The organism is Nocardia fodinahabitans (genome assembly GCF_052983615.1).
Genome location: NZ_JBRJJC010000001.1, coordinates 5,776,090 through 5,790,526 on the forward strand (window position 1 = coordinate 5,776,090; position 14,437 = coordinate 5,790,526).

The window sequence follows — 14,437 nt, forward strand, 5'->3', positions numbered from 1 at the left end:
GCACCCCGATGGTCCCGCCGCGCGTGGCGAGACCATCGGCGCAGGTCCTACAGTCGCGGCAGGCAGCCGGCGGCGCGCAGCCGCGCCGCCAGCGACGAGTTCACCAGCGCGCTCGACCCACCGCCGCCACCCAGCGCGACGAGCACATCACCACCCAGCCCGGCACCGACCGAGCACCCGAGCACCGACACATCGATGTAGATGTTCTCCTTCTGCTCCGGCTCCGCGACGGCCGAACCCGCCCCCGCGACTGTGGCGGCCGCAACAGCCAGACCGACCGCTACTGCCTTGACGATTCGCACAATGTCCTCCTGAAAAGCGCTGATCAGCGCGATGATCGGAATCGGTCCTCGCAGCTCCCGGACCGACCGACAGGGTTGACCGATCTTTCGCCGAGGAAACGTCGTCCCCGAAATTCCATTGCCGCCCTTCCCCGCCTACCGCACGCTGACCCCATGAACGAGCTCGACAGCGCCGCCGACCGCTTCGCGGTGGGGGAACTCTTCCCCGAGGATCTGTCGATGGCGGCGGCCGAGGCACTGGCCCATGGCCACGACACTCCCGCGCTGGTCGAACTCGCCTGCCTGCACCGCACCGACACGAGCCAAGCGCCTGCGCTGTTCCGCACCGCGGTGGCCGAGCTCGGGCTCGTCGAGGACACCGAGGCCGCATGGTCGGCGCGGGAGGTCGACGTGCGGTGGCGTCGAGTCGAGAAGTCCGCGTCGGCGTTGCTCGCGGGCGAGGGAACCTTTGTCGAACACCTGAGCCGGATAGCGTCCGACCTCGACTACCTGTCGGTGACGCCCGAAGCCGGAAGTCCTGATCTGGCTGATCTGGCTGCCGATTTCGATGGATTCTGTTGGCATCTCGACGACGACACCATCGACCAGGACCTACTTCGCGACGACCTTTACGCGAGCTGCCGGACTCTGTCGACAGGTCGGCCTGGTTGCGCGGCCGAGGACGTTGGCAGATGGTGACATGATGTGGGTCTTCGTTTGCGCGGTGTGTGACGTGCCGATCAGCGTCCCGCTTCGCGAAGTCCCGTGGCGTAGCGATGCGGAGCTGCCCAGACTTCCGCACCTGATCTGGAAGTTTCTACCAGCGCGGATGATGGCGGGCACCTTCGCCGTACACACATATCCACCGCTTGACAACGTCCGGCCGGACGGGCTGCGCTATCAGGGGCCGGGCGGCGCGCAGTATGTGCTGAACCCCGGCGATACCCGCGACACGGTGATGCTCGTCAACTCAGACGACGATCTCGGCTGCCTCGGCATCACAGGCTCGGGCGGAGCCAACATCGCTTGTGTACGTTGCCGAAGCAAGGTCGGGTTCCGAATCGACGATTGCGGAACATGGCAGGAGACTCTCCTCCGCGCAGATGCTGTGCGACGGACCGAGGTCCCGGCGACCGGGACACCCGACGTCATCCGCTATCCACAGGTCGATTCCACTCTCGTCGACCGCGCACAGTGGCGGCACGGTGATCCGATCCACGACTTCCAACGCGCAGAGATCGCAGGCCCCGGCCAGGAACGTTGGTTCGGAGAGTCCAGCTGGCTGGGCGAAGTGGAGCGAGCTCAACAAGATGCGACGGAGCGGCTCGACGAACCGCCCGGCCACGAATGAGCCGATTCGGAACTCGGCCTCAGCGCAGCACCATCTCCGCGACAGCCTTGGGCGCGGCAAGCCACTCCCTGACGTTGTTGCGCACCTCGGTACTCCGCCGGCAATCGCAATACGCGACCACCCCATCGGCCTCGATCCCCGCCGCCCGGCACAACGCCACCGCCCGCGGCAGATGCTGATACTGACTCACGATGATCGCTCGCTCGACCCCGAACGTCGACCGCGCCCGCTCACACGTCTCCCGCGTCGACAGCCCCTCCCCATCGGCCTTCACGATCGCCGGATCGATCCCGCGCTTCGAGCAGATACCGCGTCATCGAGGCGATCTCGTCCCCGGAGCTCCCACCCGCGTCCCCCGACAACAGGATCTCCCCGGCCTTCCCCGCCGCCACCAACTCGATCGCGACATCCAACCGCCCCTGGAGATAAGCCATCGGCGTCCCGTCCTCCGCGACCTTCGCCCCGGGCACGATCACCACCGGCGCCCCCACCGCCCCGCTCACATCACTGCGATGCCCGGACGACAAGGCCCACATCGCCATATTCGCGCCGACCGTGACGAGCACCAATCCGCTTAGCCACCACCAGCCCGACCCCGACCACCCGCCGCAACCCCCGCCGCTCACCCGCCACGTCGACCCTCCCTTATGTCGTTGTGGCGTCACCGTACCGCCCGTGTGCGACGCGAATGCGGACCTTCGCAGCGACCGGATGTCGCGAAACATCCTCTGACTAGGGAATTTGACATCGCATTTGTCGACACGTAAATTAATTCAAGTCAGAGCGACACGGACACCAACCCGGTACCGAGTACCAGGGAAACGAGGTTGGACGATGAGCGCCGACAACAAGTAAGACAGCTCACCTAGCCCGGATTTGCGTCCGGGCACTTGCGTGCGCTAAGTTTGAACCCTGCCTCGCTGAAGCCCCTACGAAATGTTGTGGGTGGATGCTTGTGCGTGTGTTCTTTGAGAACTCAATAGTGTGTCGATGAATGTCAGTGCCAATATTATTATTGGTTCCGCTTCTCATACCCCCCCGGTTGAGGAGTGGACATTTAAAACAACAGCGAATCTTTTTGCTGGTGTTTGGCTTTGCTAGGTTTTCGGACTCTAGTTTAGATATTTCTGATTCGCCTTCGGGTGTTTCAAGAGTCTTCAACGGAGAGTTTGATCCTGGCTCAGGACGAACGCTGGCGGCGTGCTTAACACATGCAAGTCGAGCGGTAAGGCCCTTCGGGGTACACGAGCGGCGAACGGGTGAGTAACACGTGGGTGATCTGCCTCGTACTTCGGGATAAGCCTGGGAAACTGGGTCTAATACCGGATATGACCTTCTGATGCATGTCAGTGGGTGGAAAGATTTATCGGTACGAGATGGGCCCGCGGCCTATCAGCTTGTTGGTGGGGTAATGGCCTACCAAGGCGACGACGGGTAGCCGGCCTGAGAGGGCGACCGGCCACACTGGGACTGAGACACGGCCCAGACTCCTACGGGAGGCAGCAGTGGGGAATATTGCACAATGGGCGAAAGCCTGATGCAGCGACGCCGCGTGAGGGATGACGGCCTTCGGGTTGTAAACCTCTTTCGACAGGGACGAAGCGCAAGTGACGGTACCTGTAGAAGAAGCACCGGCCAACTACGTGCCAGCAGCCGCGGTAATACGTAGGGTGCGAGCGTTGTCCGGAATTACTGGGCGTAAAGAGCTTGTAGGCGGTTCGTCGCGTCGTTCGTGAAAACTTGGGGCTCAACCCCAAGCTTGCGGGCGATACGGGCGGACTAGAGTACTTCAGGGGAGACTGGAATTCCTGGTGTAGCGGTGAAATGCGCAGATATCAGGAGGAACACCGGTGGCGAAGGCGGGTCTCTGGGAAGTAACTGACGCTGAGAAGCGAAAGCGTGGGTAGCGAACAGGATTAGATACCCTGGTAGTCCACGCCGTAAACGGTGGGTACTAGGTGTGGGTTTCCTTCCACGGGATCCGTGCCGTAGCTAACGCATTAAGTACCCCGCCTGGGGAGTACGGCCGCAAGGCTAAAACTCAAAGGAATTGACGGGGGCCCGCACAAGCGGCGGAGCATGTGGATTAATTCGATGCAACGCGAAGAACCTTACCTGGGTTTGACATACACCGGAAACCTGCAGAGATGTAGGCCCCCTTGTGGTCGGTGTACAGGTGGTGCATGGCTGTCGTCAGCTCGTGTCGTGAGATGTTGGGTTAAGTCCCGCAACGAGCGCAACCCTTATCTTATGTTGCCAGCGCGTAATGGCGGGGACTCGTGAGAGACTGCCGGGGTCAACTCGGAGGAAGGTGGGGACGACGTCAAGTCATCATGCCCCTTATGTCCAGGGCTTCACACATGCTACAATGGCCGGTACAGAGGGCTGCGATACCGTGAGGTGGAGCGAATCCCTTAAAGCCGGTCTCAGTTCGGATCGGGGTCTGCAACTCGACCCCGTGAAGTTGGAGTCGCTAGTAATCGCAGATCAGCAACGCTGCGGTGAATACGTTCCCGGGCCTTGTACACACCGCCCGTCACGTCATGAAAGTCGGTAACACCCGAAGCCGGTGGCCTAACCCCTCGTGGGAGGGAGCCGTCGAAGGTGGGATCGGCGATTGGGACGAAGTCGTAACAAGGTAGCCGTACCGGAAGGTGCGGCTGGATCACCTCCTTTCTAAGGAGCACATCTACGCAAACTCTTCGAACAGTCGAATGGGGTTGCGTCAGAGACCGTTTCGGAAGCAATCGTCTTCCGGCGGACGCTCATGGGTGGAACACTGACAACTTTCATCGCGTACGACCGGTCCTCAGTGGCTGGTCGCGATGGGTATACCGACACACTATTGGGTCCTGAAAGAACACGCGAGTGTCTTTCAAGGCGAAAGCAAACGATTCGAAGGGGTTTTCCTCGATACCGCGGCGGTAACGCTGAGTTGGTCTTGGAACGAGGCTTCTTCGGGTGTGTTGTTTGAGAACTGCACAGTGGACGCGAGCATCTTTGTTAGCAAGTGTTTAAGAGCGTACGGTGGATGCCTTGGCACCAGGAGCCGATGAAGGACGTAGGAGGCTGCGATAAGCCTCGGGGAGCTGTCAACCGAGCTGAGATCCGAGGATTTCCGAATGGGGAAACCCAGCACGAGTGATGTCGTGTTACCCGCATCTGAATATATAGGGTGTGTGGAGGGAACGTGGGGAAGTGAAACATCTCAGTACCCACAGGAAGAGAAAACAACAGTGATTCCGTGAGTAGTGGCGAGCGAAAGCGGATGAGGCTAAACCTCAAGCGTGTGATACCCGGCAGGGGTTGCGTTTGGGGTGTTGTGGGGTCATTCTTCTTGATTCTGCCGGATCAAGCGAGAGTAAGAAACCAATGTGTTAGTCGAAGTGGTCTGGAACGGCCTGCCATAGACGGTGATAGTCCGGTAGACGAAAACATGTTGGCTCTCGTGAGTGATACCCGAGTAGCAGCGGGCCCGTGAAATCTGCTGTGAATCTGCCGGGACCACCCGGTAAGCCTGAATACTCCCTGGTGACCGATAGCGGACTAGTACCGTGAGGGAAAGGTGAAAAGTACCCCGGGAGGGGAGTGAAATAGTACCTGAAACCGTGCGCTTACAATCCGTCAGAGCCTTCGTACTTGTACGTGGGGTGATGGCGTGCCTTTTGAAGAATGAGCCTGCGAGTCATCGGTGTGTGGCGAGGTTAACCCGTGTGGGGTAGCCGTAGCGAAAGCGAGTCCGAATAGGGCGTTCCTAGTCGCACATTATGGACCCGAAGCGGAGTGATCTACCCATGGCCAGGGTGAAGCGACGGTAAGACGTCGTGGAGGCCCGAACCCACTTAGGTTGAAAACTGAGGGGATGAGCTGTGGGTAGGGGTGAAAGGCCAATCAAACTCCGTGATAGCTGGTTCTCCCCGAAATGCATTTAGGTGCAGCGTCACGTGTTTCACGCCGGAGGTAGAGCTACTGGATGGCCTAGGGGGCCCACAAGCTTACCGAAGTCAGCCAAACTCCGAATGCCGGTGTGTGAGAGCGTGGCAGTGAGACTGCGGGGGATAAGCTTCGTAGTCGAGAGGGAAACAGCCCAGATCGCCGGCTAAGGCCCCTAAGCGTGTACTAAGTGGAAAAGGATGTGGGGTCGCTTAGACAACCAGGAGGTTGGCTTAGAAGCAGCCACCCTTGAAAGAGTGCGTAATAGCTCACTGGTCAAGTGATCCTGCGCCGACAATGTAGCGGGGCTCAAGTACACCGCCGAAGCCGCGGCATTCACACATTAGCCTGCACCCTTAAAAGTGCCAGGTGTGTGGATGGGTAGGGGAGCGTCCTGTGGCCGTGGAAGCAGCGGAGTGATCCAGCTGTGGAGGCCACGGGAGTGAGAATGCAGGCATGAGTAGCGAAAGACGAGTGAGAAACTCGTCCGCCGAATGACCAAGGGTTCCTGGGCCAGGTTAATCCGCCCAGGGTGAGTCGGGACCTAAGGCGAGGCCGACAGGCGTAGTCGATGGACAACGGGTTGATATTCCCGTACCCGTGTATCCGCGCCAAATATCGAATCAGTGGTACTAACTGTCCAAATGTTGTCTTATCGAGCCTTCGGGTGAGAGGGATGATTGCTGCACGGGACCTTCGCTGTAGTAGGTAAGCGATGGGGTGACGCAGGAAGGTAGCTGGGCCAGGTGATGGAATACCTGGTGTAAGCCTGTAGGGCGCAACATAGGCAAATCCGTGTTGCATATAGCCTGAGAGGTGATGCGTAGCCGTTGTGGTGAATTCAGTGATCCTATGCTGCCGAGAAAAGCCTCTAGTGAGTTGGTACACGGCCCGTACCCCAAACCGACACAGGTGGTCAGGTAGAGAATACTAAGGCGATCGAGAGAACTGTGGTTAAGGAACTCGGCAAAATGCCCCCGTAACTTCGGGAGAAGGGGGACCACATCTGGTGACGATCTTTACGGTCTGAGCTGGGTGGGGTCGCAGAGACCAGAGAGAAGCGACTGTTTACTAAAAACACAGGTCCGTGCGAAGTCGTAAGACGATGTATACGGACTGACGCCTGCCCGGTGCCGGAAGGTTAAGAGGACCGGTTAGCGTTTAGGCGCGAAGCTGAGAATTTAAGCCCCGGTAAACGGCGGTGGTAACTATAACCATCCTAAGGTAGCGAAATTCCTTGTCGGGTAAGTTCCGACCTGCACGAATGGCGTAACGACTTCTCTGCTGTCTCAACCACAGACTCGGCGAAATTGCATTACGAGTAAAGATGCTCGTTACGCGCGGCAGGACGAAAAGACCCCGGGACCTTCACTATAGCTTGGTATTGGTGTTCGGTACGGTTTGTGTAGGATAGGTGGGAGACTGTGAAACTTGGACGCCAGTTCAGGTGGAGTCGTCGTTGAAATACCACTCTGATCGTATTGGACTTCTAACCTCGGACCATGATCTGGTTCAGGGACAGTGCCTGGTGGGTAGTTTAACTGGGGCGGTTGCCTCCCAAAATGTAACGGAGGCGCCCAAAGGTTCCCTCAGCCTGGTTGGCAATCAGGTGTCGAGTGCAAGTGCACAAGGGAGCTTGACTGTGAGAGTGACAGCTCGAGCAGGGACGAAAGTCGGGACTAGTGATCCGGCACCGGCAAGTGGAAGCGGTGTCGCTCAACGGATAAAAGGTACCCCGGGGATAACAGGCTGATCTTCCCCAAGAGTCCATATCGACGGGATGGTTTGGCACCTCGATGTCGGCTCGTCGCATCCTGGGGCTGGAGTAGGTCCCAAGGGTTGGGCTGTTCGCCCATTAAAGCGGCACGCGAGCTGGGTTTAGAACGTCGTGAGACAGTTCGGTCTCTATCCGCCGCGCGCGTTAGAAACTTGAGGAAGGCTGTCCCTAGTACGAGAGGACCGGGACGGACGAACCTCTGGTGTGCCAGTTGTTCCGCCAGGAGCACTGCTGGTTGGCTACGTTCGGAAGGGATAACCGCTGAAAGCATCTAAGCGGGAAGCCTGTTCCAAGATGAGGTTTCTCTCCCACTTGATGGGTTAAGGCCCCCTACAGACCATGGGGTTGATAGGCCGGAACTGGAAGCCAGGTGACTGGTGTAGGTGACTGGTACTAATAGGCCGAGGGCTTACTATCGAAGGTGTTACGCGTCCACTGTGCGGTATCTGAAACAACAGACACTGCAGCAAACCTGATCTATTCGGGCTCCACTTGTGGGGTTCGGGTGGAGTCGAGGGAGCGCTGTCTAGTTTCATAGTGTTACGGCGGTTATAGCGGTGGGGAAACGCCCGGTCCCATTCCGAACCCGGAAGCTAAGGCCACCTGCGCCGATGGTACTGCACTCGACAGGGTGTGGGAGAGTAGGACACCGCCGGAACATCATTGCGAAAGGCCCTCCAACCTATGGTTGGAGGGCCTTTTTGCGTTATGCCGCCGACGGCGATCCGCGGACCCAAGCACCGCCCTCGAACAGTAGACAGTGCTCGCCTCTTACGCTCGATCTGTGCGCGAAGCTCCTCGCGAGAAGGCCCCGCTCGGCACGTCGGTCAACGGCCGATAGAACGGCATCTCACGCATCTCCGAACGACGCGAAGCGGCCCTCGCCCGAACGGCCGCTGAGCCGCACGCTCAGGCTGTGCAGTCTGAGCGGATATCCGGTAGCAGTCCACGGCTGCAACGCAGTTCCCTCGACGCCTCGCAGTCGCAGAGCATTGCTCCGGAGCGTGTGGGAAGAGGTGTCGCCGATCAGCGGAGAGTCATTTCCGCCCCATGGCATCGATGACCCAGACCAGGATCCATATCGGTGCCCACAATCCGCACGACACGATCGTGAGGATCAGATGCAATCCATGGTTAGGGCCTCTCCGGACCTGCACGTAGCCACCGCTCATATTGTTCTGCGTGACGTTGACAACTGGCATCACCGGCTGCGGCGGCTGATAGGCCTGCCGATACACCTGGTGCGGTTGCGGCATGGCGGAGTGCGGCTGAGCGAAACGGGGATCGGTGAAGTACTGGTTCGCGTATGACGGCTGCCGGTGAGTGGTGAGTGGCGCGAAGTTCGCAGGGTCGGGAAGTGGTGGCGGCGTAGGCGCCTCAGCGGGCTGGTGGGCGTCGTAGGCGGCGGGGAGCTTCTCGTTTTCGTTGGGCTGAGTCACTGGTTCTCCTGAACTGTGTAGGGGGGAACGATTCACGGCCGTGCGGTCACCGATTCGATGACCGCTGTCGGGGTGGCAAGGGTGTCGGAGCTGACGCTCCCGCTGACGACATCGGCTTTGGAGCCTCTGACTTCCAGGGAATGGATCCGTTCCCAGCTCGTGCCGCCGTCGATGACGATCGACACCCGATACGTCTTGCTGGGGTCGAAGGCGACTGGCTGCGTAGTCACCACCCGCAGTTCGTACTTGAAATTGCACCCGGCTGAGCCGAAGCACTTCTTCTCGATGACGGTGAGCTCGGTCGCGAGGTTGTCCGTCGATGGGACGTCGTAGCGGGCCGCGGCGCTGGTAGCCATCGATGGCGGTCGCGTCGTCGCGGCGGCCGGGAGGCCGCTGGTCGGTGTGCTGTCCGAGCCGCCACCGAAAACGATCCCGCCGACCGTGCCGATCACGAGACCCGTCATGCAGAGCCCGCCGATCGCGGCTACCAAGATCGCGACAACCTTGGGTGCATTGTTCTGAGCGGGCGGGCGAGGTCGAGTCGGATTTGGGTATTGCGGATTTGTCATCGTGGTTCTCTCAGTTGTTCGGGCCCAATGGGATTCGGCGATGTCGATGAGAAGCGGGTCGATCAGTGGGTTCGTCCGGCGAGGCGTCGCCAGATGCGACGGAGAAGCTCGCGCAGCAGGGGCAGCGCCGAATTCTGCTGCAGCGGAACCGGGGCAGTGTTGTGGCCTTCGAGCCGAACGGCCACGTCAGCCGGCGTTGGCGGCGGCACCGGCCGATGCGGCTCGGCGGGAGTGATCGGCGGCTGGGTCTGGGTTCGGGCCGACTGGCGTGCGTACCGCTCGGCGGTGTACTGCTCGAGGGTCTGACTGGTCAGGTGCCACCCGTGACACGTGGGGCATTGATAGGAACGCTTCTCACGCCGGGCGGGATCGCGGCGGAGGCCGGCCAGCACGACCTCGGCGTCGAGTCGGGTGAAATAGCGGCGTTTGCCATGCAAGCATCTGGTCGTCGGGATCTGAGCACGTCGGGTGAGTAGATCGTCCCCATGCCGGAGTGCGAAGGTGGGTGCGCCGCGGTGTTGGCGCCGACGACTGCGACGTTGTCGACGGGTGGACATGCGCTCTCCTCAGGCATTCGAAGGCATGACAAATAGCGGCCTCAGTGGGCCTTTGAAGGAAATCTGTGGTGGTGCAACGGGTTTCGCTGCTTTCGGCAGCGAGGGTCGCCGAATATCAGTAACCGTAGCAGTCAGGTCATACCGCCGACAAGGGATTGACAATGTTTTCAGTGCTGGCTGGTGCAACCGTGTGAAAACATCGTCAACATGGTCGTGTTACTTTGAGGGTTGACGACCACCTCTGGGTGGTGGGTTGAAGGAGGTTCATGTCCGACACATCGCCTACGGTCGCCGCAGCGGAGATCGCCAGATTGGCCGGCGTCACGCGGGCCACGGTCAGCAACTGGCGCCGCAGACATGCGGACTTTCCCGCCCCGACTTCGGGCGGTACCGAGACCCGTCCCGTCTTCGACCTGGGCGCGGTGCAGGAGTGGCTCCGTGAGCGCGGGGTTCCGTCGGCGGATTCGCCGGTACAACGGCTGCGCTCGTTGCTGCGCTCCGATGTCGATCCCGACGCTGTCCCTACTCTCATGGGACAGATCGGTGATGACAGCTCGCCGGTGCATGTCGCTGTAACTGCATCGGTTGGGGCGGTCGGCCTCAAACAAACGCTCGACGTGTTGGCTGAACGCGGTCTAGACGCTGTGCCCAGCACCGGTGTCTACCCAACCGACTATCCCGTCGCTGCACTCATGGCTGATCTGGTTGCCGCCTCGTCCAAGCCGGCACCTCGTAGCGTTCTCGATCCCGCATGCGGCAGTGGAAACTTGTTGATCGAGGCAGCGCGCATCGGTGCGACCGTGCTCGCCGGCCAGGATTCCCTACCGGTTCAGGCCGCGCGTGCAGCAACTCTGCTGCGCAGCGAGCTGCCCGGGGCGTCGGTCGACATTCGTACCGGCGACAGCCTGCTCGCTGACGCGTTCCCCGGCGACAAATTCGACGCGGTGATCACCAATCCGCCCTACGCGCAACGTGATTGGGGCGCCGACCAGCTCGCGCTCGACATGCGCTGGGAATACTCAGTGCCCCCGCGCGGCGAGTCCGAGCTCGCGTGGGTGCAACACGCCGTCGCCCACCTGCATCCCGGCGGCACCGCAGTCGTTTTGTTACCTCCAGCGGTCGCTTCGCGTACGTCCGGCCGGCGAATTCGGATGGAACTGCTGCGCGCGGGCGCCCTCAGAGCAGTCCTTGCGCTGCCGGCAGGCGCATCGACGCCGCGCCAGATCGGTCTGCAGATATGGATCCTGCGACGCCCCGACCGTGCCGCTCTCGAAGATTCGATCTTGTTCGCCGACGCCGCCCGCCTTCCCCAACGTGGCGGCAGACCGCCGGAGTGGCAGATCCTTGCCGGGCGCCTCACCGACTCCTGGCGGTCGTTCGACCACGGAGACACCGAAGCGGCCACGATTGCCGACCTGACCGCTGTTGTTCGCGTGACGGATATCCTCGACGACGACGTCGACCTCACCCCCGCACGACGAGTGCGCGCTGCTGTTGACACCGGCAACGTCGCATCCTTGGCGCATGCCGCTGTCGCACTGCTCGGTGAACACCTCACCGAGCTCCGCGAGACCGCCGCCGCCCTGGAAGTGTGGCCGCCGGCCGGCAGCGGTGACTCGCTGCGGACCGCGACCGTGAGTGACCTTGAACGCGGTGGTGCCGTCCGAATAGTCGGCACCCGAACGGAACCCGCAGCTCCCGAGGCCCCTGTTCGCGCTGTTCTCTCCGCTCGCGACCTGCTCTCGGGCCGCAATGCCTCCGGTCTCACCGGCCCCGGTGTCCAAGTTTCCACCGAACCGATCCGTGAGGGCGATGTTCTTGTCTCCCGAATCCGCGATGACCACGGCGCCGCTCAGGGATCCCGAGTCGCCGAAGGAAACGATGTCGGGGCGCTACCGGGGGCAGGTGTTCTTGTGTTTCGCACCGACCCTGATCGCATCGACCCATGGTTCTTCGCGGGTTTCGTCGGCAGCCCCGACAACTCCGCGGCCATGGTCGGCGCAACCACCATCCGCCTCGACCCATCCCGCCTGCGCATCCCCAATGTGCCACTGGCCGAACAGAAACCGTACGCGGAGGCTTTCCGCCGTTTGCACCGGTTGCGTGTGGCCGCTGTACACACTGCGGACGCGGCCCAACGAACCGCGGATCTGATCGGCACCGGCCTGACTTCGGGTGCGTTGGAACCACCTGTCGAAGCAGACTGAGCGCCTGACACCTATTTCTTCAGCAGTTCGGAGGCCTGGCCACTCCATGTCACCACCAGCTGATCACGCGCCCGGCTGGCCGCCACGTAAAGCAGCGAACGCTCTCGCTGCTCGGCCTCGCTGAGTTCCTCCTCCGGCACACCGCGCAGCTGGTGCTGTGACGGTACGTGGTCACGGTCGATCCCGGCGAGCACCACGCATCGGAATTCCATGCCCTTGGACCGGTGCATCGTCAGCACCTGTACCTGTCCTCCTGTCGGCAGGTCGTCATCGAGGACCTGAGCGGAGACGCCTCGGTCGTTGAGTGCGCGCACGATGAGGTCGCGTTCGCGCGCACCGCGCGTGAGGACCGCGATGTCTGCCGGAGCGATGCCGTCGGCGATCCATTCTCCGAGCTGATCGGCGATCGCAGTCAGTTCCTCGAGCAGCGAAGCACAGGGAACCAGTCGCGGTGCGGGGCCGAGGCGGGCGGAGGTGTAGCCCGCGGTGGATTCCTCGCCTTCCTCGAGATCGCGATAGGTCGCGCCCTCGAGGATGCTCACGGCAAAGTGGAGGTTCTGTGCGGTGGTGCGGTAGTTGAGTGTGAGCTTGCTCGATCGTCCGCCGCGGATGTTGATGCCGAGCCGACCGAGGACGACTGGCTGGCCGTAGATCCGCTGGTGCGAATCCTCGGCGATGAACAGATCATTGGGCCCCTCCTCGACTAGCGCACGGAGCAACGCCCAGTGAGTGGCGTGCAGGTCCTGCGCCTCGTCGACGATCACATGGTCGGCGATGGTGTGACCCGTCGACTGGGCTCTCCACTGCAAGTCCGCCGCGGCCAGTGCGAGGACTTCGGGAAAGCTGAGGCGACCCGCGCTGCGCCCCAGCTTGCGGTACTGCTCGACGAGCTGCCACACAGCGACTCGCTGCGGCCGACTCAGGCGCACGCCCCGTCCAGCGCGTGGAACTTTCAGGTACTCGGCCTGGGTAGTGATTCGATTGCCCAGCACCACGCTGACATACTCGGCGGCGAGGAACGCGGGATGCTTCAGCCGTGGATCGAGAGTGTTCTGCACTGCGGCAACCACTTCCGACCAGCCGAAGTCGGAATTGACCGTTCGTCCCCGCCGGGTCGAGGTTCCGGGTCCGAAGATCGTGGCGAATGCCGCGTCGCATTCCTTGTTGCGCCGTAGGTGCGCGGCGGCGAGTTTGTCGATTCCGGCGATGTAGATGCCGGGGTCGCCTGGCTCTTCGGCGATCGTGAGGGAGGTATCGAGCGCCTGCAGGTCATCGAGCAGTGATTTGGCGAGGGTTTTGTTATAGGTAGTCAGCACGATCCGTGCGTCCGGATTCTGCTTCGCGAGATACCGGGCGCGGTGCAGTGCGACCACGGTCTTCCCGGTGCCGGCTCCACCCGAGAGCCGGAAGGCGCCACGCTGTTGTTTCTCGACGAACCGGCGCTGGTTCGGATGCAGGAAGGTGCGCCAGGCTTTGAAGTCGCCTTCTTCGATCACCCGGCGAAGCTCGTCGTTGTCGTCGACGAGGGTGAACTGCATCTTGGTGGCGGGATGTTCCAGGGCGGCAAGAATCTGCTCGTTCTCGTCCAGGGTCTCGTCCACCGGCCGCTCGGTGAAGCCGAGCGTGTCACGGATGTCGTCGATGGAACGGCCGACCGCGAGTTCGAGGATCGCGTTCTGCTGCCAGGCGACCTCGGTGGTCTGCGCAACAGCGAACACACTGTCCTGATCCGGTGCGGCAAGAACGTCGGTCGCCAGCGTCTTATCGAGACCGAGGCGGTCGGTGAGCTGTTCGAGGACGTACCCGGCGCGGCTGAGATAGCCGACAGCCGGCTGCGCGGCCATCGCCGCGAGCACGCCGAGTGGATCGGGCACGACCGATCGCTTCTTGCGATCAGCGTTGCCGTCGAGTTCGCCGACAATCCCTTCGAGTACACCGTTGACCGGATTCACCCGCAGGGTGGACTTCTCGGCCAGTTTGTTGGCCACGTCGTGCTTCCACGTCCCGAGGTAGATGTAGGTGGCATCGCCGAACCTGTCGTCGATGCGGAACATCAGCGCGCGGTAGTTCAGATCGACACGCCCGGTGCGCACCCGGGGGTCGGCCGAGCCCTTGATGGGTTCGATGTGTAGCCCCGGCGCGGTGTCGTCGGCCCGGACCTTCTCGAAGAAGTCGTAGACCTTGTCTTTGACCGATCCGTCGAGCTTCGGCATCGACTTGTTGTTCGTCGCCAATACGACGGTCGCCACGGCACACCTCAGTTCAATCGATCGGCGACCGTGCGCCGAAGTTCTTGCAGGTAAATATGTGTGAGTCGGCTGAA

Annotated in this window: 10 protein-coding genes and 3 rRNA genes; 6 read left to right on the forward strand and 7 right to left on the reverse strand. The window is 61.5% G+C overall.

The genetic code is table 11. The annotated features are described in order from the left end of the window. Positions 1-47 precede the first annotated feature (47 nt). Positions 48-302, reverse strand: coding sequence for a hypothetical protein (locus NV348_RS27245; protein ID WP_402645124.1), 255 nt, complete (start codon positions 300-302; stop codon positions 48-50). 153 nt (positions 303-455) lie between these two features. On the opposite strand from NV348_RS27245, the gene NV348_RS27250 reads away from it, so the two are divergent. Next, positions 456-980 (forward strand): hypothetical protein, encoded by a 525-nt coding sequence (locus NV348_RS27250; protein ID WP_447149400.1) that lies wholly within the window; start codon positions 456-458, stop codon positions 978-980. Between the two features lies 1 nt (position 981). Further along, positions 982-1,632, forward strand: coding sequence for a hypothetical protein (locus tag NV348_RS27255; RefSeq protein WP_447149401.1), 651 nt, complete (start codon positions 982-984; stop codon positions 1,630-1,632). 19 nt (positions 1,633-1,651) lie between these two features. Here NV348_RS27255 and NV348_RS27260 read toward each other — a convergent pair whose 3' ends face one another. After that, positions 1,652-1,906: an ElyC/SanA/YdcF family protein gene (locus NV348_RS27260; RefSeq protein WP_447149402.1), complete on the reverse strand. Its 255-nt coding sequence runs from the start codon at positions 1,904-1,906 to the stop codon at positions 1,652-1,654. After that, positions 1,863-2,201: a hypothetical protein gene (locus tag NV348_RS27265; protein WP_447149403.1), complete on the reverse strand. Its 339-nt coding sequence runs from the start codon at positions 2,199-2,201 to the stop codon at positions 1,863-1,865. The genes NV348_RS27260 and NV348_RS27265 overlap by 44 nt, the downstream gene beginning before the upstream one ends. A gap of 588 nt (positions 2,202-2,789) precedes the next feature. Here NV348_RS27265 and NV348_RS27270 point away from each other — a divergent pair. From NV348_RS27270 to rrf, 3 genes are all read left to right on the forward strand, one after another. Continuing rightward, positions 2,790-4,308: ribosomal RNA gene (locus NV348_RS27270) — 16S ribosomal RNA — on the forward strand. Between the two features lie 328 nt (positions 4,309-4,636). Next, positions 4,637-7,759, forward strand: a 23S ribosomal RNA gene (locus tag NV348_RS27275). A 124-nt stretch (positions 7,760-7,883) separates the two neighbouring features. After that, positions 7,884-8,000: ribosomal RNA gene (rrf, locus tag NV348_RS27280) — 5S ribosomal RNA — on the forward strand. The 16S, 23S and 5S rRNA genes sit together here, the layout of an rRNA operon. A 379-nt stretch (positions 8,001-8,379) precedes the next feature. On the opposite strand, the gene NV348_RS27285 is transcribed toward rrf, so the two are convergent. From NV348_RS27285 to NV348_RS27295, 3 genes are all read right to left on the reverse strand, one after another. After that, the gene (locus tag NV348_RS27285; protein ID WP_447149404.1) at positions 8,380-8,781 is read right to left on the reverse strand and encodes a hypothetical protein; all 402 of its coding nucleotides are present in this window, start codon (positions 8,779-8,781) and stop codon (positions 8,380-8,382) included. 32 nt (positions 8,782-8,813) lie between these two features. Then, positions 8,814-9,245, reverse strand: a complete 432-nt coding sequence (locus tag NV348_RS27290) for a hypothetical protein (protein WP_447149405.1) — start codon at positions 9,243-9,245, stop codon at positions 8,814-8,816. Between the two features lie 167 nt (positions 9,246-9,412). After that, on the reverse strand, positions 9,413-9,787 hold the full coding sequence (locus tag NV348_RS27295) for a hypothetical protein (protein WP_447149406.1): 375 nt from the start codon (positions 9,785-9,787) through the stop codon (positions 9,413-9,415). 386 nt (positions 9,788-10,173) lie between these two features. Here NV348_RS27295 and NV348_RS27300 point away from each other — a divergent pair, with 386 nt between their 5' ends. Next, positions 10,174-12,114 (forward strand): N-6 DNA methylase, encoded by a 1,941-nt coding sequence (locus tag NV348_RS27300; protein WP_447149407.1) that lies wholly within the window; start codon positions 10,174-10,176, stop codon positions 12,112-12,114. Positions 12,115-12,125: 11 nt separating this feature from the next. On the opposite strand, the gene NV348_RS27305 is transcribed toward NV348_RS27300, so the two are convergent. Further along, complete coding sequence (locus tag NV348_RS27305) at positions 12,126-14,363, reverse strand: 3'-5' exonuclease (RefSeq protein WP_447149408.1); 2,238 nt, start codon at positions 14,361-14,363, stop codon at positions 12,126-12,128. Positions 14,364-14,437: the final 74 nt, after the last annotated feature.